Source organism: Lentzea sokolovensis (assembly GCF_033949975.1).
Taxonomy (GTDB): Bacteria; Actinomycetota; Actinomycetes; order Mycobacteriales; family Pseudonocardiaceae; genus Lentzea; species Lentzea sokolovensis.
The window spans coordinates 743,145-765,113 of sequence record NZ_JAXAVU010000004.1; the positions used below are offsets into that span (position 1 = coordinate 743,145).

Sequence of the window (21,969 nt, forward strand, 5' to 3'; positions counted from 1 at the left end):
CAGGGGTCACACGTTGTCGACGTGCGCGACGCCCGCGGTGCGGTAGTCCTGCACCGCCGTCTTCACCTGGGCCGGGCTGAGCACCTGGTCCTTGGCGAAGTACACGTAGTCGACCTCCTGCTGGTAGGCGCGTTCGGCACTGCTGCCCTGCAGGCCGCCCGAGATGAACCAGAGGTTGAAGTTGATCGACATCGGCGTCTCCGGGTAGTACTTGTCGCCGTGGTCGGCGACCAGGTTGCCGTCGATGTAGTACTTCACGCGGCCGTTCGCCACCTGGAAAACGAGGTCGTGCCAGCCGTTGTAGCTGACGCGCTGCTCGTTGTGGATGTTGTCGGCGACCCACGGCTCGTTCTGGTAGGTCTCCCAGGTGGTCTCGTACATGACGTTGGCCGGTTCGCCCCACCCGCCGTTGGGCAGGTACTCGAAGTCGATCTCGCCGTAGTTCGGTGCCATCGGCGCGTCGAGCGGGGTGATGGTGAAGAACGTCTGCACGACGTGGTCACCGTCCGGGCCGAAAACGGGCGCGTCGCTGAACTTCACGCGTGACGCGTAGGTGCCCTCGAAGAACTTCCGCTGGTGGTACAGCTCGGTCTGCCTGGCGGCGGAACCGTTGTTCCACGAGTCGAGACGCATGACCTGCTGGCCGTCGACGGTCGGGAACGTGATGCGCGACGGGTCCCAGGTCGCGCCCGGCACACCGGGGCCGCCACCGCCCGAGCGGACGGTCCAGCCGCGCTGGCTGATCCGCGAGTCGCCCGAGTTGGTGTAGGCGAAGTCGTCGAACATCTTGGGGCCGTTGGGGTTCGACGGCGTCGTCGTGGTCGTCGTGGTGGTGGGCGGGCTGCCACCGGGCGGGGTGCCCCACAGCAGCGTGCTGCCGCGATAGACCGTGACGCGGTTCCACGCCGAGTAAGTGCTCTCACCGCGGAACGAGTAGTCGTCGGACTGGGAGATCGGGCCCCAGTTGGTGCGGTAGAAGCGGAGTTGGAGATCTCCGGAGTCGGCGCCGGGGTTCAGCGTGCCGGCGCCGGAGGTGAAGCCGACCTCCAGGTAGCGGTCGGCCGGACCGCCGGTCAGGGTGCCGAACTGGCCGGTCACGTTGCCGCAGCCGCGCACGGCCCACGAGCAGGCGAACCGGTAGCCGACGTCCGGGGTGTCGCTCTTGAAGTAGTAGCGGACCTTGAGGTCGGACAGCGGCACGCTCGTGGTACCCGAGTTGACCAGTTTGAACCACGGTTCGGCCTGGTCGGTCGTCGCACCGGACGCGCTGGTCCGGTACTGGGCGGTGATCGCGTCGGCGGCGAACGCGCTGGGCGCCACGGCCAGTGCTGCCACCGCCAGGGCCGCGCAGGACGCGGCTAGGAGTGCTCGCAACGTTCTCTCCTCATTTCGGCAGGGATGGACAGGGCGGCGAGCCTTGACGAGTGGAGGCGCATCCTGGTGGTGAAGCCCTCCCACTCGGGGCGCTGGGACCAGAGGGTGTCGGCCAGCGCGGCAAGACGGGGAAATGCCAGGTATTCCAGGTGGTCACGGGAACGGGCGTGCTCGGTCCACAGCTGGCACTGGGCGCCGAGCACGCCGTCGGGCAGCGGCACGTGGTAGACGTCGCGGGCGGTCACGACGTACCCGGGCTGGCCGGGCGGTTCGTGCGGGGCGTCCGACTGCGGGTAGTCGAGGTAGGTGGAGGTGTGCGGGGCCATCACGACGGGCCGGCCTTGCTCCAGCGCTGTGGCTGCCTGGGTTTCGTCCTTCCAAGGCATGACGACGGAACGTGGGTCGCCCGTCGGTTCCCAGGCGGCCGGGACGCGGCCGCGGTCGAGCAGGTACTTGCTCGCCTGGCGGAGGAACTGGCCGTGCACGTCCTCCGGCAGCAGGCATTCGTCGCCGCCGAGGTGGACGTGCTCGCAGGGGAACACCTCCAGCACCTCCGCCAGGACCTCGCGGACGAAGCCCATCGCGTGCAGACCGAACGCCGCGTCGCTGATGCCCCAGCGCGTCCAGACGGGCAGCGGCTCCGGGACGACGCCGAGGTCGGGATAGGCAGCCAGATCGGGATAGGCAGCCAGTGCCGCACGGGCGTGGCCGGGCATCTCGATCTCCGGCATGACCCGGACGCCGCGCTCGGCGGCGAACGCCACCAGGCTCTCCAACTCGGCACGGGTGTAGGTGCCGCCGTGCGGGACGCCGTCACCGTTCGTCTCGGTGCGCCAGCCGCCGATCGAGGTCAGCAACGGGTGGGCGGGCACGGGCATGCGCCAGCCCTGGTCGTCGGTCAGGTGCAGGTGCAGGACGTTGAGCTTGTGGAACGCCATCAGGTCGATGAACCTGCGCAGCACGTGCACCGGCTGGAAGTGCCTGGCGACGTCGAGCATGAACCCGCGCCACGGCAGCCTGGGCACGTCGCGGATGTCGACGCCCGGCAGCGTCCAGTCCACTTCGGACGCCCGGGACGGCTTCAGCGCTTCGACCGGCAGGAGCTGGCGGATCGTCTGGACTCCGTGCGTCAGGCCTTCTCTGGTTCCCGCGCGCAGCAGGACGCCGTGTTCGTTGACGGTCAGCGCGTACCCTTCCGCGCCGAGTCCGACGAGCTTGGCATCCAGCGCGATGACGATCTGGCCGTGGTCCGCGATCGGCAACGGCAGTCCCGTGGCGGGCCTGAGGAGCGAGCGCAGGAGCCTGGCCACGGGCTCGGCGCCGGGCGTGACGCGCACGCTCGTGCCGCAGTCCAGCGTGAACCCCTTGCTACGCCGCACGATCCTGGTCGGGAGTGGAACGATCACCCCTTCACCGCCCCTCCGACGATGCCGGTGGTCACCCGGCCCTGCAACACGACGAAGATCAGCAGCACCGGCAGCATGAACAGCGTCGAGGCCGCCATCGTGGCTCCCCAGTCGGTGCCGAAGGTGTTGTTGAACGAGGACAGCCAGACCGGCAGCGTGCGGTCGTCCTGATTCTTGATGATCAGCACGTTGGCGAAGGCGAACTCGTTCCACGCGGTGATGAACCCGAACAGCGACGTCGCGAGCAGACCCGGCGCCAGCAGGGGGAACACGACCTTGCGGAACGCCTGCTCGCGCGTGCAGCCGTCGACCTGCGCCGCCTCCTCCAGGTCCACCGGGATGGCGGCGAGGAACCCGCGCAACGTCACGATGGTGAACGGCAGCGTCATCATGAAGTAGACCAGCGTGAGGATCCACAGCGTGTCGAGCATGCCGGTGTCCCTGGCGATCACGTAGATCGGGATGAGCAGCGCCTCCCACGGCGTCATCTGCGCGACGAACACCATCAGCACGAACGCCCTGCGGCCTTTCCACTGCAACCGCGCGATCGCGAACGCCGCGAGCAGGGCCACCAGCAACGCCAGGACCACCGCGCCGCCCGCCACCAGGAGACTGTTGCGCCAGAACGAGAAGAACCCCTTCGCGGCGATCGCCGTGCCGAAGTGGTCGAACGTGATCGGCAGCGGCAGGAACGTCGGTGTCGCGCTCTGGATGTCCTTGGTGGGCTTGAAGGCCGTGAGCACCATCCAGTACACGGGGAAGACCGAGATCACGAAGACCGTCAACGCCGCCGTGATCCGGGAGATCCGTCCGATCATGCGTCCCGCTCCTGCCGGTAGAGCTGGCGGAAGTACGCCAGCAGTGCGAGCACGAGCAGCACCACCATGAGCATCGACACGGCCGCGCCCAGGTCGTAGCGCTGCAACGACTGCGCGACCTGGAAGGCGTAGACCGGCAGCGTCGTCGTGGCCTGGCCGGGACCGCCCTGGCTGATCACCCAGATCTGCACGAACGCCTTGACGACCCAGATCACCTCCAGGCACGTGATCAGCCCGAACATGGCGCGCAGCATGGGAAAGGTGATGGTCGAGAACACCCGCCACGCGCCCGCGCCGTCGATGCGCGCGGCCTCGTACAGCTCCTGCGGGACGGTGATCATCGCCGCGTACAGCGACAGCGCGGCGAACGGGATCGACTGCCAGACGATCAGCGTGATGAGGATGCCGAACGTCGCCTCGCCGTTCGCGAACCAGGTGTAGTCGCGGTACTCGTCGAAGCCCAGCGCGACCAGCGCCCAGTTCACGACGCCGAGCCTGGACTGGAAGAGCCACTGGAACACCGTGGTCGCCGCGATGATCGGCGTCGCCCAGGTGAGCACGAGCCCGCCCATCACCAGCAGGCGCAACCACTTCCCGAGCTTGACGAGCAACAGGGCGACCAAAGTGGACAGAACCATGATGAGCACGACGTTGATCGCGGTGAACCAGAGCGTGCGCTTGACCACGCCCCAGAACTCGGGATCGGACAGCACCTTCACGTAGTTCGCGAGACCCACGAACTTCGCGTCGCCGCGCACGAGCTGCGGCAGCCCGAACTCCTGCAGCGAGATGATCACGTTGCGGATCAGCGGGTACACCAGCAGGTAGGCGGTGGTGATCAGGGTGGGCGCGATCAACAGGTACGGCAGCACCGGACGTTTGCGGCGCTTCGGGGCGGCCGGCGCGGTCTCCCGCACCGGCCTTTCAGCCAGGAGCGTCATTTGCCCGAGTTGAGCGCTTGGGTGATCACTTCGTCGGCGGTCTTGGCCGCTGCCGCGGGATCGGCGCCGGTCAGGACCGCGGTCTGGAACTCCTTGATCGGGTTGCGGGCCTCGACCGCCGCCCAGTTCGGCGAGTTCGGGGTGGCGTGCCCGTTGGCAGCGCCCTGCGCCATCGCCGCCGTGCCGGGATCGCCGCCCACCGCCTGCGCGAGCGACTTGCGGTTCGGCACGTAGTTCATCGCCTTCGCGAGCTCGACCTGCCACTTCTCGCCGGCGAGCGCCTTGACGACCTCGTACGCGCCGTCCTGCCTGCTCGACGCCATCGGGATGATGAGGTCGGAGCCGCCGGTGAACACCGCGCCGGGCTTGTCCGCGGTCTTGCCGGGGATCGGGAAGAAGCCGATCTTGCCTTCGAGCTCCGGGTTGGCCTTCGTGACGAGCTTCGCCGCACCGGGCACCGCGATGAACTGCGCGACCTTGCCGCCCGCGACCACGTCCGTCTGCTGCGGCTTGGCTTCGTCGGAGTCCTTCGGCCCGTCGCCGAGCGCCTGGAGCTTCTTGTAGAAGTCCATGCCCGCCAACGCCTGCGGCGTGTTCAGCGAGCCGCTCCACTTGTCGCCGCTCTGCTTGGCGAGGTCGCCGCCCTCGTCCCAGACGAAGCCCGACAACGTGTACCAGTTCTGGCCGGGCAGGTAGATCCCCTGCTGGTCGCCCTGGTCGAGCTTGGCCGTGGCGGTGAGCCACTCCTCGCGGGTCTTGGGCGGCGTGACCTGGGCGGCCTCGAACAGGTCCTTGCGGTAGATGACGACCCGGTTGGCCGCGTAGAACGGGACGCCGAACTGCTTGCCGTCCACCGCACCCGGTTCGCTCAGGCCAGGAATCCAGTCGTCGCCCTGAAGCTCGCTCTTCTTGGCGGACAGGTCCGTGACGCCCTTGCTGGCCACGTACTGGGCGACCTGGGTGTTGCCGACCTCGATCACGTCCGGCGGATCAGTGCTGGCCAAGGCACTGGTCACCTTCTGCGTGATGCCGTTCCACTCCTGAATCTGGATCTTCAGATCGAGATCGGCGTGATCACGTTCGAACTCGCTCTCGAACTTCGACACGAACTCCTCGGTGGCCGTGTCCTTCATGAGCCACACGGTGATCTCCTGCTTCCCACCGCCGCCGCCCGCGGACGTACCGCAGGCCGACAACGTGAGCGCCAGGACTAACAAGGCAGCGGAGCGCGACACGACTCACCTCTCGCTGGGATGTGACCAATTGGTCAGGTCCGATGGGAGTGGGTAGAAAGTGGCATAGACCACTTCTCAGGTCAATCCCCTGGTTGGCTGCGTGAGAGCGCTCCCGATCTTCAACAGGCTGGTTACTTACCAGTGGTATGCCATACTGGCCGCCGACCGAGCGGAGGGGCATGGCCGAAGCGATCCTCAAGCGCGAGCAGGTCCGCGACTACCTGCTCGAGCTCATCGAGACCCACCCCGCGGGCGCCCCGATCCCCGCCGAACGCGTGCTGTGCCAGCAACTCTCGGTCTCGCGCCCCACTGTCCGCTCCGCCGTGGAGGAACTGGTCAACACCGGCCTGCTCGTCCGCCAGCACGGCCGGGGCACCTTCGTGGCACGCGCCAAGATCACCCAGGAGATGGTCTCCGACACCGGATCCATGTCCCTGCCCCAGGCAGGCGGCACGTGGTCGTCCCGGGTGCTCGAACACGCCCGCATCCCGGCCGGCGCCCGAGTGGGCCGCCGCCTGCACCTCTCCCCCGCCGCCGACATCCACTACATCGCCCGCCTGCGCCTGGTCGACGGCGAGCCGATGGCGTTGGAGTACCTGCACGTGCCCGCACTGATCGCGCCCTCGTTGACGTTGCACGACATGGAGTCCGGCGACTTCTACGAACGGCTGCGCGAGCACGGCGTCCACGTTTCCGAGGCTGTGCAGTCGATCGAGCCGACAGTGGTCAACGAGTCCGAGGCCGCTCTGCTCGGTGTACCGGTGTTCGCGCCCGCTCTGCTGTTCGAGCGCCTGACCACCGATGCCGAAGGGCGGCAAGTGGAGTACGTGCACTCGATCTATCGGGGGGACCGGTATCGGATCGTGTCGCGGTTGACGCTCGGGGCTTCGCCGCGCAACACCGTGGATGTTCAGGCGAAGGTCGGGAACGACCTGTTCCAGTAACACCGGACTGCCTCGGCACGACGTGAGATCACGTGCAGGGACCGAGAGTCGTCCGGGTGGTTGCGGCAACGTTGGCCGCTATCGCGTTCGTCGCCGGGTTCAGGAACCTGTTGCCATACGCGGACCTCGACCACGCCGAGTCATCCATCTACCTCGACCTCTTCAATCACAAGTACGACGCGCCGATACCAGCGCTGCGCTTCGTCGTCACCGTGACCAGTCTGAATCCGGCAGAACGGCGACTCCAGGCCACGTTGGCTCTCGTGCCGGTCTCACGAGACCACTTGCCGAGGCTCGTCGACTCGAACGGAGGGTCCATTGTCCAGGAGTCCGGCGTCATCAAGCCGGAGTTCGCCGATGCGAAGCTGATCATGCACCTGCGTTCAGGCATGTCGGTGAGTGCCACCACGGTGCACTTTCCTGTCGCAAAGGTCGTGGACCCGCTCGGCAACGAGGACCCTTCAATTGTCACCGCCTCCATTCCCGTCGATGTCGACCCGACCCAGTTCCCCAACGACGTGTACTCCCTCATTCTGGGCGTCAACGCCTATCTGCCGTCCGGCCTCAATGCTGTGATGCCGCAGAACACGAGCGACAACGCCCCCGTGACACCGGAGGCAACACGCGAACTTCCGGTAGCTTTCGGCATCGCGGTCGACCACCGGCTCGGGCGGTGGAACCTCTACACCAACGAGACCGTCTCCGGAGGCATCGAGACCAGTCCCTACATAGGCGAGCGCAGCTACAAGGCGCGCATTGAGGCGAGGTTCGCCCGGGATTGGACCTACTGGGCGTTCATCTACGCGGTCAGCCTCATGCCGGCGGTGATCGGGCTGAGCTTCTTCGTCCGCACCAGACGAAGGCGTGGCGTGAGTGCCGGAGACACCTCTGCGGCCATGGAACTCGCGGCCGCCCTGCTCGCACTCATCGCACTGCGCCAGGTCTTCGTGCCCACCGACATCACCGGACTGACGAGGCTCGACTTCGTGCTCGGCGTGCAGTTGCTCGCCGTCTGCTGGCTGATGGCCGTCACCTACGTTTCCGAGCCGCCCGCTTCTCCGCCGCCAGCGCGCAAGCCGGCGGTACGCCGGCGGCGCCTGACCCCGCGACTACCCGACGGGGCCGTCCGCCGGATCACATGAACCGGGTGCTCTGGCTGTCGACGAAGTTCTGCGCGCGTTCCAGGGTGTGCGAGGCATAGGTTCCCCCGGCACGCGCGTCCAGCAGGGCGTTCTGCTGCGCGTCCGTCATCATCCGCTGCAGCTCGAAACGCTGGTGCAGCGACTTGTCCGGGTCCTGCTCCAGGAACTTCTTCTCGATGCCCTCGCTCATCGCGATCGTGCGTTCCAGCGTCTGCTCCAGCAGGTGCTCGTCGAACGGCTCACCGTTCTCGCGGCACAACGTCGAGCTCTCCAGCAACGTCCGGCTCGCCGTCACCAGTTCGCCCGCCAGCCGGGCGTACTCGCGGCGTTCGTGGTCCTCGTCGTTGCCCCGGATGCCCAGCCACCTGATCACCAGCGGCAACGAGCCGCCCTGCACGACCAGGGTGAGGATCGCGACCGTGAAGGCGATCAGGATCAGCTCGTTGCGGAACGGCAGATCCTCCGGCAGCGTCTGGGCGGCCGCCACCGTCACCACGCCGCGCATGCCCGACCAGGCGAGCACCGCGCCGCCGCGCCAGCTCAGGCCCTCGGTGGCGTAGAAGGCCACGTCGGCCTGTTTGCGTTGCAGCATCCGGATTCCGCGGTCGTACCGCTTCTCCTCGCCGGGCTTGGGGCCGCGTGCGACGAACCGGTCGGCGAAGGCCTCGAGCTTGCCGGTGAACGCGTCCGCGCGGCGTTGCTGGCGGCGCAGCAGGGCGATCACCGGAATGGTGAACGCCACGCGCAGCAGGACCAGCGCCACGGTGGCCAGCGCGCCGATCACCAGCGTCCGCGCCAGATCGTCGTCCGCCACGGTGGCGACGACCGACGTGAGTTCGAAGCCCACCAGCAGGAAGACGCCGTTCTCCAGGATCAGCTGGATCGTGCGCCAGTTGGTGCGTTCGGAGATGCGGTCGTGCGCGGTGAACCGCTTGGCGCTCTGGTGACCGGTGATCAGGCCGGCCACGACGACGGCGATCACGCCGGACGCGTGCACCTCCTCGGCCGGGATGAACGCCAGGAACGGGACGACGTACGAGATCGCGGTCGTGAGCACCGGCTGGCCCTGGATCTTCGACCGCGCCCACACCGACACGATGCCGACCGCGGCGCCGATCACCACACCCACCGACACGGCGTACGCGAAGTCGCCCACCGCGCTGCCGAACGACACGCTCGCCGTGATCGCGACGATGGCCGTGCGCAGGAGCACGAGCGCGGTCGCGTCGTTGACCAGGCCTTCGCCCTCGAGGATCGTGACGAGCCTGGGCGGCAGGCCGAGCTTCTTGCCGATCGACGTGGCGGCGACCGCGTCCGGCGGGCTGATCACCGCGCCCAGCGCGAGCGCCGCCGCGAACCCGATCTCCGGCAGCAGCCACCAGATCAGCAGGCCGGTGCCGAACGCGGACACGACCACGAGCAGCACCGACAGCGCGCCGATGGTCGCGAAGTTGCGCCTGAAGTCGACCACCGGCACGTTCACCGCCGCCGAGTACAGGATCGGCGGCAGCACGATCACGAGAATCCACTCGGGTTCAACGACCAGGTGCGGCGCGCCGGGCAGCTGGCTGCAGCCCATGCCGACGAGCACGAGCAGCACGGGTGCGGCCACGCCCATTTTGGGCGCGGCGTACGACACCACCACGATGATCAGCACGGCCGCGACGGCGAGCAAGGCCCATTCCTGCATGACGTGCAGTTTGCTTGATCGGAACGGACCTCGCCCGGGCAGCCACGCCGGTCAGGAAGCAGGAAGCACGTGGCGGCCGTCACGGTCGGTGCTCAGGCACAGCGAGCAGATCTCGCCGCCGAGAGCACTGGCCGTCATGTCGGGTCGCTCGTACGACTCCGTGCAGACCACGCACTCGTACCGCGTCCCGCTCGGGTTGCCGTCCTCGTCGAGCACCGGTTCCGCGATGCCGTCATCGGTGCGGCGCAGGTAGAACCGGCCGCGCGTGAGCACCGCGAGCAACGGCGTCAGCACGATCGGGATCCCGACGGCCACCAGCGGCGAGTAGGGCTGGATCGCCGCGCCGAACAGTCCGAAGTAGACCGAGATGGAGAAGATCGACGAGGCGAGGAACGACCCGACGCCCACCGGGTTGACCGCGAACAGCATGCCGCGGCGGAACTCCGGCTGCTTGGGCGAGATCTTCAGCAGGTACTTGTTGATCGCGATGTCCGCCGCGACCGTGACGACCCACGCCATCGCGCAGTTCGAGTAGAAGCTCAGCAGGTTGTTGAGGAAGCTGAACATGTCCGCTTCCATCAGCACCAGCGCGATCACGAGGTTGACCAGCACGAACACCAAGCGTCCCGGATAGTGCTTCGTGACGCGGGTGAACGAGTTCGTCCACGCCAGCGACCCCGAGTAGGCGTTGGTGACGTTGATCTTCACCTGGCTCAGCACCACGAGCACCAGCGCCAGCGGCACCACCAGCCACGCCGGCATGAACTGCTTGAACACCCCGGTGAACTGCTCGATCGGCTCCACGGCCGCGACCTTGCCGACCGCGTCGAGCACGTAGACCGCCATGAACGCGCCGATGGCCTGCTTCAGCGCGCCGAACACGACCCAGCCCGGTCCGGCCATGATCATCGACGTCCACCACGCCCGCCGGTTCTCCGCGGTACGGGGCGGCATGAACCGCAGGTAGTCGATCTGCTCGCCGATCTGCCCCATCAACGACAGGCACACGCCCGCGCCGAGCATCACCGCCGCGGTGTTCACGCCGGTGTCCCCGTAGGCGAGCCAGCGGCTGACCGAGTCCGGATCCGCGATCACCAGGTACAGCAGCGGCGCCACCATCAGCAGCAGCCACAACGGGTTCGTCCAGCTCTGCAGCTTCGCGAGCACCTTCATCCCGTAGATCACCAGCGGGATGATCACGAGTGTCGACGCGAGATACCCCAGCCACAGCGGCAGACCCAGCGCGTACCGCAGACCCTGCGCCATGATCGAGCCTTCGAGCGCGAAGAAGATGAACGTGAAGCTCGCGAAGATCACGCTCGTGATGACCGAGCCGTAGTAGCCGAACCCTGATCCGCGCGTGATCAGGTCGAGGTCGATGTTGTACCGCGCCGCGTAGTAGGCCAGCGGGAACCCGGTCACGAAGATGACGATCGCCGCGAACGCGATGGCCAGCAACGCGTTCCCGGTGCCGTGCGCGAGCCCGATGCCCGCGCCGATCGAGAAGTCCGCCATGTAGGCGATCCCGCCCAGCGCGGACGCCCCGACGACGGCGGGCGTCCAGCGCCGGTACGTCCGGGGTGCGAACCGAAGGGTGTAGTCCTCAAGCGTCTCTTTGGACGCCGCACGAACCGGCGCGGGCTCCACAACCTCGTCAAGGGTCATGGATCTCGACGCTAGGAACTGCGCGTTTCGTTCAGTCGCACCACTTGTGACGAGCGCATCACGCTCCGCGCACTCACAACTTCCAGATCCTGACGGTCTTGTCGTCGCCACCCGCCGCGATCCGCTTGCCGTCCGGCGAGAACGCCACCGTCTGGATCTGCCCGGCCGCACCGATCACCGTCGCGCGGATCTTCTTCGTCTCCACGTCCCACAGCTGGACGAAGTTGCCCTGCCCCCAGACCGCGATCGTGTCGCCGTCGGGGTGGAACAGCGCGCTCGACACCGTCAGACCGTCGTCCGCGCGCAGGAACACCGCCTTGCTCTGGCCCGACTCGACGTCCCAGAGCTGCATCGCGTTCTTGCCGTCGCCGTCGATGACCGCGAGTGACTTGCCGTCGGGCGAGAACGTGCCGCCGTCGCCCGTCGAGTCGTTGATGGTCTTGACCGTCTTGCCGGTGGCCGGATCGACGATCTTGATCTCCTGGTACTTGGTGCCCGCGTAGGCGAGGAGTTTTCCGTCCGGGCTGAAGGAGAGCTCGCTGCTGCCCTGGGCCTCGGTCAGGCCGATCTTGACCTTGCGCGTCGCGACGTCCCAGACCTGCAGGCGGCCACCGTGGGTGATGCCGGCGAGGGTCTTGCCGTCCGGGTGGAAGCGCAGGTTCTTCATGATCGAACGGCTCTCGTCGAGGCCGCCGATCATGGTGCGGTCGGCGAGGTTCCACAGGTACGTGGTGAAGTCGCCGGTGCGGTTGCCGCCCGCCGCGAGGATCTTGCCGTCCGGGCTGATCGCGACAGCGGTGGCCGCCGCGCCGCCGGGACCGGCCGGGAGCTGGACGGTGCCGACGACCTTGTTGGTCGTGGTGTCCCAGATCCGGACGGTGTCACCGCCGTCACCCAGGCCGTCCTGGGCGCTGGCCAGGAACTTGCCGTCCGGGCTCCAGGCGACGGAGGCGATCGCGTACGTGTGGTCGACGAGCTGGACGTGCTCGGTGAACTCCTCCGGGCGTCCCGGCTGGGCCTTCGAGGACGTCGTCGACTGCTCGGAGCCGCCCTCCTTGTCGGAGGCCGCCTTGGTGTCGTTGCTGGACGGCAGCTGGGCCTCCCCGCCGTCTTTGTTCCTCGTGCCGATCCACCACGCGGTTCCGCCGCCGATCAGCGCGACCGCACCGACACCGGCGAACAACGCCGTGCGTCTGCTGACACCGCCGGACCTCGCCACGACCGGCAGTACGACGGGTGCGCCCGCGAGCATCGCCAGCGCCTGGTCGACCGAGGCGCGGTCGGCGGGGTTCTTGCGCAGCAGCCCGCCCAGCAGCGACGCGAGGTGCCCTGCGCGTTGCGGGGGCGGCGGATCCTGGGTGAGCAGCATCGACAGGGTCGTCATGAAGTCCTTGCCCTGGTACGGCGGCCGGCCTTCCACGGCGGCGTACAGGGTGGCGCCGAGCGACCACATGTCGGTCGCCGGGGTGATCGGCGCGCCGGTGCCCTGCTCGGGCGCCATGTAGGCGGGCGTGCCGACGATCGAGCCGTCGGTGGTCAGCGGGACGTCGCCGGTGAGCCGCGCGATGCCGAAGTCGGTGATGACGACCCGGTCGCCGGACAGCAACACGTTGGCGGGCTTGAGATCGCGGTGCACGATCCCTGCCTGGTGCGCCACCCGCAGCGCGCTCAGCATCGACGTGGCGACGTAGGCGACCTGGTCCGGTGGCAGCGCGCCCTGCGCCTTGACGGCGTCGGACAGCGAACCGCCCCGGACGTACTCCATCACGATCATCGGGGTGCCGTTGTACTCGACGACGTCGTGCACGGTGACGATGCCGGGGTGGTTGAGCTGGCCGGCGAGCTGCGCCTCCCGCATGGCGCGCTGGCACAGCAACGCCCGCTGCTGCGGGTCGAGTCCGACCGGCAGCAGCAGCTCCTTGATGGCCACCTCACGGCCGATGACCTCGTCCCGGCCGAGCCACACCCGGCCCATGCCGCCGACGCCGATCACCTGAACGAGCCGGTAGCGCTGCGCCACCAGACTTCCCGTCGCATCTGTCACGGCGCGCAGCTTAGATGGGAGAACACGCTCCCACGACGGTAACCGGCAAGTTCGCTTACTGATGAACCTGTTGGTAGCGAAGAAACATCATGTGCGTTCAATCGGTCGACAATGGACCTGTCCCTAGTGGACTCTCGCGACCTCGATCCCGATCTCCCCGAACATCCGCAACTTCCGCGTCCTCGTCGGTTCCGTCGTGAAGCCGGCCTCGCCGATCCCCTTCGCCGCGTGACCGTGATGCACGATGTCGGCGAGCACGAGCAGGCCGCCCGGCCGCAGCACGCGGCGCACCTCGGCGAGCATCTCCCCCTTCGAGGGCCCGTCGAGGTGGTGCAGCATCAGGCTGGAGAAGACGACGTCGAACGAGGCGTCCGGGAACGCCAGTTCCTGCGCGAACCCCCGGTCCAGCTTCACCTTCAACCCGGCCCGCCGCAGCTTGCGCTCCGCCCGCGCCAGCATCTTCAGATCGGGGTCCACGCCGGTGAGCTCGATGTCGCGATGACGCTTTCCGGTGGAGCGCAACAGGTTCCCGGTGCCGCAGCCGACGTCGAGCACTCGTTGCCCGGCACTCAGTCCGGCCACCTCGACCATCTCCTGGTGGATCGCGGCCAAGCCGGACACCCGGTGCAGCACGTCGTAGAACGGCAGCAGGTAGTGCTTGCCCATCCCGGGCAGGTAGTCCCGCTCTTGGGACGATGTTTCGGCCATGTACTCATTCTGACTGGCTTCAGACCAGGATTTCTGTGCCGATCCACGGTTTGAGTGGGACGATTTGACGGTGCGCGCCATCCGAACACCGATGAAGGGCTCCGGGCCCGCGAAGTACGCCTGGCAACCCGCTCCCGGCGACCTGCCCGTCATGGCCCTGCGGCTCGGGCACGGCGCGGACTTCGACGGTTCGCACGAGGCCCACTCCCACGACTTCCCCGGCCTGGCCTACTTCGAGACGGCCGGTGGCGTGGTCCGCCACGGCCGGCAGGTGAGGCAGGTCGAGGCAGGCGACCTGTTCGTCATCGCGCCCGGCGACGTGATGGGCCAGGCCCGCAGCGACGACCTCCTCGGCGCACGGGGCTGGGGCGTCTTCTTCACCGCCGACGCGCTCGGCCCGGACACTCCCGGCGCGCACCTGGCGTGGCGCACGCACCCGCTGCTGTTCCCGTTCGTCCACGGCGGCGCGACGGGTGCGTTGCGGCTCAAGGTCCCCGTCGAGCACCGCACCGAGTGGACCGCCCGCGTGGAGGCACTGCACGCGGAACTCGTGCGACGCCAGGACGGCTACCGGGAAGCCGTGTCGGCGCACCTGACGCTGTTGCTGGTCGGGGTGTCGAGGCTGGCCGCGGACGTCGTCGGCGACCTGCGCGAGAACGCCGAACCGCTGCTGGCCGAGGTGTTCGACGTGATCGAACGGCGCTACCCGGAGCCGTTGTCGCTGCGCGAGGTCGCCGCCGCGGTCAGCATCTCCCCCGGCCACCTGACCTCGACGGTGCGCAGGCGGACCGGGCGCACGGTGCAGGAGTGGATCACCGAACGCCGGATGGTCCAGGCACGGCGGCTGCTCGCCGGGACGGATCTGCCGGTCGGCGACATCGGGCGAGAGGTGGGCATCCCGGACGCCGGCTACTTCGCGCGGACGTTCGGCAAGGTGCACGGGATGAGCCCCACGCGTTGGCGGCGGTTCAACCACCTGAACGCCCGCTGAACTCCTGTGGACGCCCTGTCGATCAAGGGCCGTTTCGTCGCTTTCGTCCCTCCCGGCCGTGGCACTGTCGTGCCATGACCGGCACCACCCTGAACGACGGCAGAGACCTCGGCGCGAGGTTCCACGACCGGATGGAAGTCGTGGTGAGGTGGCTGCCGTTCGGACTCTCCCGCGTCGTCGCGCCGAGCTTCCTCGGGTTCGCCGTGATCAACGGGTTCACGTTCGGCGTCGACCTGCTGCTGCTCACGCTGTTCCGCGGTGGCCTCGGCCTGCCGGTGCCGATCGCGTTCACGATCGCCTACGTGCTCGCGTTCGGTCTGAGCTTCGTGCTCAACCGGGCGCTGAACTTCCGCTCGCACGCGCCGGTCGGCCCGCAGGCGGGCCTGTACGCCGTCGCGATCGGAATCAACTACCTGGCGTTCATCCTCGGGGTCGGCAGCGCGCTGACCGAGATCGGCCTGCAGTACCACCTGTCCCGCATCGTCGCCGGCGCGTGCGAGGCCGCGTTCATGTACAGCGCGATGCGCTGGATCATCTTCCGCGACACCAAGAACTGACCTACTGCAGGTAGCCCTCGACCTCGCCGACCGAGCGGGCGGGGACGTCCTCCGCGTCGCCACCGAGCGACCGGGCCGACCGGCGCCGCCGCAGCAGGTCCCAGCACTGGTCGAGGGCTTCCTCCAGCGACCGCAGCCGGGCGTGCTCCTCGTCCGTGGAGATCTCCCCGGACGCGAGCTGCTCGCGCAGCTTGTGCTCCTCGTCGACCAGCTCGTTGATGCGGCCCAGCACGTTCTCGTCGCTCATCTCTCCGACTCTACGACGTACCCGAAGGCAGCGCCGCCAGCGACAGGCTGTTGCCGTCCGGATCCAGCACCTCGACGTGCCGGACGCCGTTGGAGTACGTCTCGACGGGCTCGTGGCCGACACCAGAAGCCGCGAGCCTGGCCAGTGCCTCGTCGAACTCGTTCAGCGCCACCCCGAACGTGATCATCGAGCCGCCCACGCGCGACGACCGCACGTCACGGGCGTCGAGCACGACGTACGCGCCCTCCCCGACCTGCCAGAGGTGTTCCTCGCCGATGACCTCGTCCGCCTCGCGGCCGAAGAACACGCCGTACCACTTCAGCGACCTGGCCAGGTCGCTCACACACATCACGCTGTGCAGATCCACGCGGTCCGCCCTTCCCAATCGTCTTGGAAGGGTGGACCGGTCGCGCGACGAGAACTCATCGCTCGTCGAGCGAGCGCACGTCGGGTCTCGGACGGGACAGGGCACGGGCGATTCGTCCGGTTGGTCCAACGAAATGGTTCAACCACTTGTTTACACTCGTGAACAGGGCCGCCGACCCGTCACGCGAACCACCTCCCCCGCGGAAGTGCTTCGCCACCTCCGCCTGCCAGGAGGCGTTGTGAAGTCACGTACTCGGCTTGCCCTAGCGAGCCTCACGTCCACCGCCGTGGTGGTCGTCGCGTTCCTCGTCCCCACGACGCCCGCGATCGCCCACGGCACGATGTCCGATCCGGCCAGCCGGGTCTACACGTGCAAGAACGAGGGCCCGGAGACCCCGAAGTCCGACGCGTGCAAGGCGGCCGTCGCCGCCGGTGGCACGCAGGCGTACTACGACTGGAACGAGGTCTCGCTGCTCGAAGCCGGTGGGCGCCACCGCCAGCTCATCCCGGACGGCAAGCTGTGCAGCGCCGGCCGCGACAAGTACCGCGGACTCGACCTGCAACGCGCCGACTGGCCCGCCAAGCGGGTCACCGCCGGGCCGTTGACGGTGACGTACCACGCGTCGGCGCCGCACTCGAACAGCAACTTCGAGTTCTACCTCACCAGGGACGGGTGGGACCCGACGCAGCCGCTGCGCTGGTCGGACCTCGTGCACCTGCAGACGTTCAACGGCCAGAACCCCAGCACGTTCACGAACTGGACGCTGAACCTCCCCGGTCGTTCCGGACGGCACATCCTCTACTCGATCTGGCAGCGCGTGGTCGGCAGCAACGAGGCCTTCTACACGTGCTCGGACGTCGACTTCGGCGGCGGCAGCACGCCTCCCCCGACCACGACGACCACCACGCCCCCGCCGACCACGACCACCACGACTCCCCCGCCGGTGGGCGGAACGTGGGCCGCGGGCACGACCTACTCGATCGGCAACCGCGTCACCTACAACGGTGTGAACTACGAGTGCCAGCTCGCGCACACCGCCCTCGCCGGGTGGGAGCCGCCGAACACGCCCGCCCTGTGGCGACGCCTCTGATGCGGTTCCTGGTGCTGGCGCTCGCCTTCGTGGTGTCCGGCTGCGCGACCACGCAGCCGGACGCCGTGTTGCGCGGCGATCCGCTGGACGTGATGTTCCTGCAGATGATGCTCCCGCATCACCAGCAGGGAGTGGAGATGGTCGCGCTCGCCGAAGACCGTGCCCAGAACGAGGAACTGCGCATGCTCGCGGCCGCGATCGAGCAGACCCAGGCGACCGAGGCCGGCACGATGCGGGACTGGCTGACGTCGTGGGGCGAGCCTTTGACGGCACCGCCGGACTCCCATTCGGGCCACGGCGGCATGCGGCAGTCCGATCCCGAGGAGGTCGCGAGGTTGTCCGCGCTGCGCGGCCCGGAGTTCGACAAGCGGCTGCTCAACGTCATGATCGCCCACCAGGACGACGCCGTGCAGATGGCGCGGTGGGAGACGGGCAGCGGCGCCGACCGGGAGGTGAAGAATCTCGCGGACCGGATCGACAAGTCGCGCACCGCGCAGATCGGCATGATGAAGAAGTTCCTCGACAGGGCGTAGCGGGGTACCCCATGCCGGACTGAAGGAGGCCGACATGCAACCCGTCCCGTTCATGCCGTGGGTGTGGCGCGATCCGTCGTGGGCCGACGAGCCGGACCAGGACCTCGCGGATCGCCCCGACACCGGACTGATCGGCTACGACGTCGAGGCGACCGACGGCGGCATCGGCAAGATCGACCAGGACAACGCCAAGGTGCCGCACGACTGTCTGATGGTCGACACCGGACCGTGGATCTTCGGCCACCGGGTCGTGCTCCCGGTCGGCACGGTGCGGCACGTGGACCACGAGGAACGCAAGGTCCACGTCGACCGCACCAAGGAGCAGATCAAGAACGCGCCGGAGTACGACCCGGACGACCACGAGGGCTATCGCAGTCGGACCGACGACTACTACGCCGAGAGCTACCGCCTGATGCCGCCGATGCTCTAGCCGCGGCAATAGGCTGGCGCGCATGACATCTGTGTTGCAGAACGTGGCGATCGACTGCGCGAACGCCTACGAGCTGGCGTTGTTCTGGAGCAAGGTCACCGGTCGCCCGATGCACCCCGACGACAAGCCGGGCGACCGGGAGACCGAGGTGCTGCTGGCCGAGGGCCCGGTGCTCTTCTTCAACGAGGTGCCCGAGCCCAAGACCGTCAAGAACCGCCTGCACCTGTGCCTGCGCCCCGAGACCTCGCGGGACGAGGAGGTCGAACGGCTGCTGGGCCTGGGCGCGACGTTCGTCGGCGATCACCGCAACCCCGACGGGACCGGATGGGCGATCCTGGCCGATCCCGAGGGCAACGAGTTCTGCGTGCTGCGCAGCGAGTCCGAGCGCGCCTAGGCCGGCGCCATCGCCTCCAGCACGCTGGACCGCACGCCCAGCACGCTCATCAGTTCCAGCGCCTGCAACGGCCGCAGCACCGCGGCGGTGTTCGCGACGATCACGAGCGCACTGCCGCGGCGCAGGCAGAGGTCCTGGTGGTCGAGCAGCAGGCCGATGCCCTGGGCACCGAGGAATCGCACGCCGCTCAGGTCCAGCACGACGGACGCGGGTGGGGTGACCATCCGGACGGCCTCACCGAGACAGTCGGCCAGGTTCTGGGCGGTCGAGACGTCGATCTCGCCGGCGACGCGTACGAGAACGGTGTCGCCTACTCTCTCGCGGGCGGAGCGGAAGGGAACTTGACCGTTGGGGAGCACGCGGCAACCTCCAGTAAGGACGGCACGAACGACCGTCACAGGGCTGGCTGCTCAACCCAACTAGAACGGTATCGCAGTTCACGGCCATCGGCGCGCGTAGCATCAGTTCTCGTGACCGGTTTCTTCCACGAGACCGCCTTCTACGGCTCAGACGACGACTTCCTCGCGCACGCCGTGCCGTTCCTCGAGAACGGCCTGCGCGCCGGTGAGCCGTCTGTGGTGGCGTGCAACGAGCAGAACACCGCTCTGCTGCTCGGAGCGCTCGGCCGCGGCACCGCGGTGACGTACATGCCCGGCGCGGACCAGTACGCCCGGCCGTCCGAGGCCATCGCCAGCTACCGGGAACTGTTCGCGGAGCACACCTCGTCCGGCGCACAGCAGATGCGTGTGGTCGGCGACGTGCCGCATCCCGGCATGGGCGCGCCGTGGGACTGGTGGGCCCGTTACGAGGCCGCTGTGAACCTGGCCTACGCCGAGTTCCCCGTGTGGGGCCTGTGCCCGTACGACACCAGGACGACGCCCGCCGAGGTGCTGGCCGACGTGGTCCGCACGCACCCCAACATCTCCACCGCACCCGGCACGCACGAGCCGAACCCCGGCTACCGCGAGGGTCTCGCGGCATCGGCGCAGGTCCCGGACGTGCTGGAACAAGGCGTCCCGCTGGTCGAACTCGTCGATCCGACCGCCCGCTGCGTGCGCGAGGCCGTGGGGACGGTGATCGGCGCGATGGGTCTGACCGAGGACGACGCGCACGACGTGGTCTACGCGGCCAGCGAGATCGTCACGAACGGCCTGACGCACGGCATCGCGCCGGTCCGGTTCCGGTTGTGGTCGGACGACTCGCGCGTGGTGGTGACGGTGACCGATCGGGGCACCGGACCGTCGGACCCGCTGGCAGGTCTGATGCCGACCGCCGAGACCCTGTCCGCAGGACTCGGGCTGTGGATCCTGCACCGCACGTGCGACTACGTGTCGATGTGCCGGGACGACGACGGGTTCACGGTGCGGGTGAGCATCGGCGGCCAGACGTAGGGCAGGTCGTCGGGCACGTCGGGGAAGAACCGGCGGTAGTGCGCGGGAAACTTGCGCACCAGAGCCGACCGGTGGCTGCGGTGGAAGTCGTCGTCGCCGAGCCAGCCGGGCAGGTCGCCGGCCTCGGCCAGTTCCCGCTGGGTGCGCACCACCACGACGTTCCTGGCGTGCGCCAGGTCCGACCGCATCATCTCTTCGCGCGTGTCGGGGAACCCCAGCTCACGCCACGCCGCGCAGACCTCCAGGCCATACCGCACGAGCGCTTCCTCGTGGCCGGCCCACATCCTCACCGCCGGGTGGTGGCGCCAGCCGTAGCCGGGCACCACCAGCCCGCGCTGGACCTGGATCGTCTCGACGCGCTGCTTGCCGAGCCTGCTCCGGTCCAGCACGCGGGCCGACTCGGCGAAGTCCGGGTACGGCAGGAAGGTCTGCATCGGCTCAGAGCACGTACTTCGCCGCCCGCGCGGCCTGCTCTTTGTCGACGTGCACCTCGTACCGCCGCGCCTGCAGCGTCATGACGCTCGCGAAGTCACGGCGCCCGCGCGTGCTCCAGTGCGCGACGAACCCGAAGACCGCGCCCCAGAAGGCACCGACCACGAGGCTGATGAACACGAACCAGGCCCAGGTCTGGCCGGCGGTGAACAGGCCGAAGAGCAGGCCGATGAACACACCGAACCAGGCGCCGCTGGCCGCGCCCGTCACCGCGGCGCGGGCTCGCGTCATGCGCCCGGTCACCTGTTCGACCGTCCGGACACCGTCGCCGATGATCCGCACGCTCTCCACCGGGAAGCCGTCGTCGGACATCCGGTCCACCAGCCGCTGGGCGTCGAGGTAGTCCGGGTAGCTCGCCAGCAGGGAAGACTCGGTCTGGGTCACTTCGTGCTTGATGTCCACGTCATCCGGTTACCCGCGGGCGCCGCGTCCAACACGATCAACTTCCCCGGCCGGTCTTCTCCTGGAGCCGGTCGATGAGCTGCGACGCCTCCACCTTGGTGAGTTCGGCCGGCACCTCCTCGCCCGCTTCCTGGGCGAGGGTGTGCAGGTACGACTCCTGTGGACCGGTCATCGGCTCGTCACCGGTCGTCCAGTCCTGCGGGTCCTTCTCCGGCGTGCGGTTCACCGCGATCCCCTTCCACTCGAACGTGCGTTCGAGGTACCCAGGGCGTCACGGGTCCAATCACCGGTGGAGGACGGCATCACCAGGAGTCGAGGGAGCCGGTACGGCCGTCGCGCGCAACGCACGGCCGAGCAGGCGGTGAGCGACGGTCAGCAGCGTCCGGGCTTCCATCCGCTCGCCGTAGCGCAGGTGCTCGCTCGCGGCTTCGACATACCCCATGAGCTGCGGCGACACCGTGGCGTCCGCGGCCGAGCACGCTGCCAGCGCCTCCTTGAGTCCTCTGCGGGCCTCGTCTTCGTCAATGCCCGCCAACGCGGTGCAGACCGCGTTGTCCAGCTTCTCCAGAGCGGTCGCGCACTGTTGCCGCGACGACGGTTCGTCGAGTTCGGTGGTCATGGTCATCGCCTGCCTTCACAGCCGGATATTCCGCGCCGACTGCTTGACGCGCACGCGCCCGTGTACCCGGTTCGAGCGCCGTCAAACCGTCGCTTCACCGGGCGCGGCTACGGTGTCGGGATGCGTGTGACCTGGCGCGAGAAGAACGCGCGACAGTGGATCTCCGACCTCTCCGACCGGATCGGTGCGGCCGGGTGGGCGACGCTCGCCCTCACCCCCGCTCTCGCCGCCGAGGTCGACCAGCACGGCGCCGCGGTGCGCGACATCCTCCTGCTCGGTGTCGAAGGCGCCGGCACGGTGGGCGCGGTCGTGCTCCTCGCCGCGTACGGGCGAGGCCTGCTCGACAACGCGCTCGAATCGGACTGGACGCCCACGTCGTGGCTCGGCGTCCGCCTGATGGCCGTCTGTCAGCTCGCGCACCTGCACGACGCGAAGCCGCTGACCGACGACGTGTCCGCGCTTCCGAAGCTCACATGAGAAACGAGGCGC

At 68.4% G+C, this 21,969-nt stretch carries 26 protein-coding genes; 10 read left to right on the forward strand and 16 right to left on the reverse strand.

The genetic code is table 11. The features are described from left to right. Positions 1-6: 6 nt before the first annotated feature. From SK854_RS08950 to SK854_RS08970, 5 genes are read right to left on the reverse strand one after another with little or no spacing between them, the layout of a single operon-like run. The gene (locus SK854_RS08950; protein WP_319974535.1) at positions 7-1,374 is read right to left on the reverse strand and encodes a cellulose binding domain-containing protein; all 1,368 of its coding nucleotides are present in this window, start codon (positions 1,372-1,374) and stop codon (positions 7-9) included. Beyond that, complete coding sequence (locus tag SK854_RS08955; RefSeq protein WP_319974536.1) at positions 1,359-2,780, reverse strand: beta-N-acetylhexosaminidase; 1,422 nt, start codon at positions 2,778-2,780, stop codon at positions 1,359-1,361. The genes SK854_RS08950 and SK854_RS08955 overlap by 16 nt, the downstream gene beginning before the upstream one ends. Next, entirely contained in the window at positions 2,777-3,598 is an 822-nt protein-coding gene (locus SK854_RS08960; RefSeq protein ID WP_319974537.1) for a carbohydrate ABC transporter permease, read from the reverse strand. The genes SK854_RS08955 and SK854_RS08960 overlap by 4 nt, the downstream gene beginning before the upstream one ends. Further along, on the reverse strand, positions 3,595-4,539 hold the full coding sequence (locus tag SK854_RS08965; protein ID WP_319974538.1) for a carbohydrate ABC transporter permease: 945 nt from the start codon (positions 4,537-4,539) through the stop codon (positions 3,595-3,597). Before SK854_RS08965 ends, SK854_RS08960 begins: the two co-directional genes overlap by 4 nt. Then, the gene (locus tag SK854_RS08970; protein WP_319974539.1) at positions 4,536-5,774 is read right to left on the reverse strand and encodes an extracellular solute-binding protein; all 1,239 of its coding nucleotides are present in this window, start codon (positions 5,772-5,774) and stop codon (positions 4,536-4,538) included. Before SK854_RS08970 ends, SK854_RS08965 begins: the two co-directional genes overlap by 4 nt. A 179-nt stretch (positions 5,775-5,953) precedes the next feature. Here SK854_RS08970 and SK854_RS08975 point away from each other — a divergent pair, with 179 nt between their 5' ends. Both SK854_RS08975 and SK854_RS08980 read left to right on the forward strand, forming a co-directional pair. Next, positions 5,954-6,718 carry a GntR family transcriptional regulator gene (locus tag SK854_RS08975; RefSeq protein ID WP_319974540.1) on the forward strand — a complete coding sequence of 255 codons (765 nt, stop codon included), beginning with the start codon at positions 5,954-5,956 and terminating at the stop codon, positions 6,716-6,718. 56 nt (positions 6,719-6,774) lie between these two features. Next, positions 6,775-7,860 carry a hypothetical protein gene (locus SK854_RS08980; protein ID WP_319974541.1) on the forward strand — a complete coding sequence of 362 codons (1,086 nt, stop codon included), beginning with the start codon at positions 6,775-6,777 and terminating at the stop codon, positions 7,858-7,860. Here the strand turns inward: SK854_RS08980 and SK854_RS08985 are convergent. The 4 genes from SK854_RS08985 to SK854_RS09000 form a co-directional block, all read right to left on the reverse strand. Further along, positions 7,853-9,550: a cation:proton antiporter gene (locus tag SK854_RS08985; protein WP_319974542.1), complete on the reverse strand. Its 1,698-nt coding sequence runs from the start codon at positions 9,548-9,550 to the stop codon at positions 7,853-7,855. The genes SK854_RS08980 and SK854_RS08985 overlap by 8 nt on opposite strands. Before the next feature lie 51 nt (positions 9,551-9,601). After that, positions 9,602-11,215: a purine-cytosine permease family protein gene (locus SK854_RS08990; RefSeq protein ID WP_319974543.1), complete on the reverse strand. Its 1,614-nt coding sequence runs from the start codon at positions 11,213-11,215 to the stop codon at positions 9,602-9,604. Between the two features lie 73 nt (positions 11,216-11,288). After that, on the reverse strand, positions 11,289-13,259 hold the full coding sequence (locus SK854_RS08995; protein WP_319974544.1) for a WD40 repeat domain-containing serine/threonine protein kinase: 1,971 nt from the start codon (positions 13,257-13,259) through the stop codon (positions 11,289-11,291). Between the two features lie 123 nt (positions 13,260-13,382). Further along, positions 13,383-13,967 (reverse strand): class I SAM-dependent methyltransferase, encoded by a 585-nt coding sequence (locus SK854_RS09000; protein ID WP_319974545.1) that lies wholly within the window; start codon positions 13,965-13,967, stop codon positions 13,383-13,385. 70 nt (positions 13,968-14,037) lie between these two features. Here SK854_RS09000 and SK854_RS09005 point away from each other — a divergent pair, with 70 nt between their 5' ends. Continuing rightward, positions 14,038-14,958, forward strand: a complete 921-nt coding sequence (locus tag SK854_RS09005) for an AraC family transcriptional regulator (RefSeq protein ID WP_319974546.1) — start codon at positions 14,038-14,040, stop codon at positions 14,956-14,958. A gap of 74 nt (positions 14,959-15,032) precedes the next feature. Then, a complete protein-coding gene (locus SK854_RS09010; protein WP_406601743.1) occupies positions 15,033-15,515 on the forward strand; it encodes a GtrA family protein in 483 nt (160 codons plus the stop codon). A 1-nt stretch (position 15,516) separates the two neighbouring features. On the opposite strand, the gene SK854_RS09015 is transcribed toward SK854_RS09010, so the two are convergent. Further along, positions 15,517-15,762 carry a DUF2630 family protein gene (locus tag SK854_RS09015; RefSeq protein ID WP_319974547.1) on the reverse strand — a complete coding sequence of 82 codons (246 nt, stop codon included), beginning with the start codon at positions 15,760-15,762 and terminating at the stop codon, positions 15,517-15,519. Between the two features lie 10 nt (positions 15,763-15,772). After that, positions 15,773-16,111: a VOC family protein gene (locus SK854_RS09020; protein WP_319974904.1), complete on the reverse strand. Its 339-nt coding sequence runs from the start codon at positions 16,109-16,111 to the stop codon at positions 15,773-15,775. 256 nt (positions 16,112-16,367) lie between these two features. Here SK854_RS09020 and SK854_RS09025 point away from each other — a divergent pair, with 256 nt between their 5' ends. Genes SK854_RS09025 through SK854_RS09040 form a run of 4 tightly spaced genes read left to right on the forward strand, consistent with a single transcriptional unit; the run spans position 16,368 to position 18,576 of the window. Further along, the gene (locus tag SK854_RS09025) at positions 16,368-17,219 is read left to right on the forward strand and encodes a lytic polysaccharide monooxygenase auxiliary activity family 9 protein (protein WP_319974548.1); all 852 of its coding nucleotides are present in this window, start codon (positions 16,368-16,370) and stop codon (positions 17,217-17,219) included. Beyond that, positions 17,204-17,752, forward strand: coding sequence for a DUF305 domain-containing protein (locus tag SK854_RS09030; RefSeq protein WP_319974549.1), 549 nt, complete (start codon positions 17,204-17,206; stop codon positions 17,750-17,752). The genes SK854_RS09025 and SK854_RS09030 overlap by 16 nt, the downstream gene beginning before the upstream one ends. Before the next feature lie 34 nt (positions 17,753-17,786). Further along, positions 17,787-18,182 carry a PRC-barrel domain containing protein gene (locus tag SK854_RS09035; protein ID WP_319974550.1) on the forward strand — a complete coding sequence of 132 codons (396 nt, stop codon included), beginning with the start codon at positions 17,787-17,789 and terminating at the stop codon, positions 18,180-18,182. Between the two features lie 22 nt (positions 18,183-18,204). After that, positions 18,205-18,576, forward strand: a complete 372-nt coding sequence (locus SK854_RS09040) for a VOC family protein (RefSeq protein WP_319974551.1) — start codon at positions 18,205-18,207, stop codon at positions 18,574-18,576. Here the strand turns inward: SK854_RS09040 and SK854_RS09045 are convergent. Then, positions 18,573-18,935 carry an STAS domain-containing protein gene (locus SK854_RS09045; protein WP_319974552.1) on the reverse strand — a complete coding sequence of 121 codons (363 nt, stop codon included), beginning with the start codon at positions 18,933-18,935 and terminating at the stop codon, positions 18,573-18,575. The genes SK854_RS09040 and SK854_RS09045 overlap by 4 nt on opposite strands. Before the next feature lie 111 nt (positions 18,936-19,046). Here SK854_RS09045 and SK854_RS09050 point away from each other — a divergent pair, with 111 nt between their 5' ends. After that, positions 19,047-19,967 (forward strand): sensor histidine kinase, encoded by a 921-nt coding sequence (locus tag SK854_RS09050; protein WP_319974553.1) that lies wholly within the window; start codon positions 19,047-19,049, stop codon positions 19,965-19,967. Here the strand turns inward: SK854_RS09050 and SK854_RS09055 are convergent. From SK854_RS09055 to SK854_RS09070, 4 genes are read right to left on the reverse strand one after another with little or no spacing between them, the layout of a single operon-like run. Next, the gene (locus tag SK854_RS09055; RefSeq protein WP_319974554.1) at positions 19,901-20,401 is read right to left on the reverse strand and encodes an MSMEG_6728 family protein; all 501 of its coding nucleotides are present in this window, start codon (positions 20,399-20,401) and stop codon (positions 19,901-19,903) included. The genes SK854_RS09050 and SK854_RS09055 overlap by 67 nt on opposite strands. 4 nt (positions 20,402-20,405) lie before the next feature. Further along, positions 20,406-20,861, reverse strand: a complete 456-nt coding sequence (locus SK854_RS09060; RefSeq protein WP_319974555.1) for a general stress protein — start codon at positions 20,859-20,861, stop codon at positions 20,406-20,408. A gap of 37 nt (positions 20,862-20,898) precedes the next feature. Beyond that, positions 20,899-21,087, reverse strand: a complete 189-nt coding sequence (locus SK854_RS09065) for a DUF3072 domain-containing protein (protein WP_090064545.1) — start codon at positions 21,085-21,087, stop codon at positions 20,899-20,901. A gap of 57 nt (positions 21,088-21,144) precedes the next feature. Beyond that, a complete protein-coding gene (locus SK854_RS09070; protein WP_319974556.1) occupies positions 21,145-21,480 on the reverse strand; it encodes a hypothetical protein in 336 nt (111 codons plus the stop codon). A 120-nt stretch (positions 21,481-21,600) separates the two neighbouring features. Here SK854_RS09070 and SK854_RS09075 point away from each other — a divergent pair, with 120 nt between their 5' ends. Then, the gene (locus tag SK854_RS09075; protein ID WP_319974557.1) at positions 21,601-21,957 is read left to right on the forward strand and encodes a DUF6401 family natural product biosynthesis protein; all 357 of its coding nucleotides are present in this window, start codon (positions 21,601-21,603) and stop codon (positions 21,955-21,957) included. Positions 21,958-21,969 lie beyond the last annotated feature (12 nt).

What these genes read in the sequence shown, in the direction of transcription:
- SK854_RS08960 (WP_319974537.1), bottom strand. Translation starts at nt 3,598, where the DNA reads ATGATCGGACGGATCTCCCGGATCACGGCGGCGTTGACGGTCTTCGTG.
- SK854_RS08965 (WP_319974538.1), bottom strand. Translation starts at nt 4,539, where the DNA reads ATGACGCTCCTGGCTGAAAGGCCGGTGCGGGAGACCGCGCCGGCCGCC.
- SK854_RS08975 (WP_319974540.1), top strand. Translation starts at nt 5,954, where the DNA reads ATGGCCGAAGCGATCCTCAAGCGCGAGCAGGTCCGCGACTACCTGCTC.
- SK854_RS08985 (WP_319974542.1), bottom strand. Translation starts at nt 9,550, where the DNA reads ATGCAGGAATGGGCCTTGCTCGCCGTCGCGGCCGTGCTGATCATCGTG.
- SK854_RS08990 (WP_319974543.1), bottom strand. Translation starts at nt 11,215, where the DNA reads ATGACCCTTGACGAGGTTGTGGAGCCCGCGCCGGTTCGTGCGGCGTCC.
- SK854_RS09000 (WP_319974545.1), bottom strand. Translation starts at nt 13,967, where the DNA reads ATGGCCGAAACATCGTCCCAAGAGCGGGACTACCTGCCCGGGATGGGC.
- SK854_RS09010 (WP_406601743.1), top strand. Translation starts at nt 15,033, where the DNA reads ATGACCGGCACCACCCTGAACGACGGCAGAGACCTCGGCGCGAGGTTC.
- SK854_RS09015 (WP_319974547.1), bottom strand. Translation starts at nt 15,762, where the DNA reads ATGAGCGACGAGAACGTGCTGGGCCGCATCAACGAGCTGGTCGACGAG.
- SK854_RS09020 (WP_319974904.1), bottom strand. Translation starts at nt 16,111, where the DNA reads ATGTGTGTGAGCGACCTGGCCAGGTCGCTGAAGTGGTACGGCGTGTTC.
- SK854_RS09035 (WP_319974550.1), top strand. Translation starts at nt 17,787, where the DNA reads ATGCAACCCGTCCCGTTCATGCCGTGGGTGTGGCGCGATCCGTCGTGG.
- SK854_RS09040 (WP_319974551.1), top strand. Translation starts at nt 18,205, where the DNA reads ATGACATCTGTGTTGCAGAACGTGGCGATCGACTGCGCGAACGCCTAC.
- SK854_RS09055 (WP_319974554.1), bottom strand. Translation starts at nt 20,401, where the DNA reads ATGCAGACCTTCCTGCCGTACCCGGACTTCGCCGAGTCGGCCCGCGTG.
- SK854_RS09070 (WP_319974556.1), bottom strand. Translation starts at nt 21,480, where the DNA reads ATGACCACCGAACTCGACGAACCGTCGTCGCGGCAACAGTGCGCGACC.
- SK854_RS09075 (WP_319974557.1), top strand. Translation starts at nt 21,601, where the DNA reads ATGCGTGTGACCTGGCGCGAGAAGAACGCGCGACAGTGGATCTCCGAC.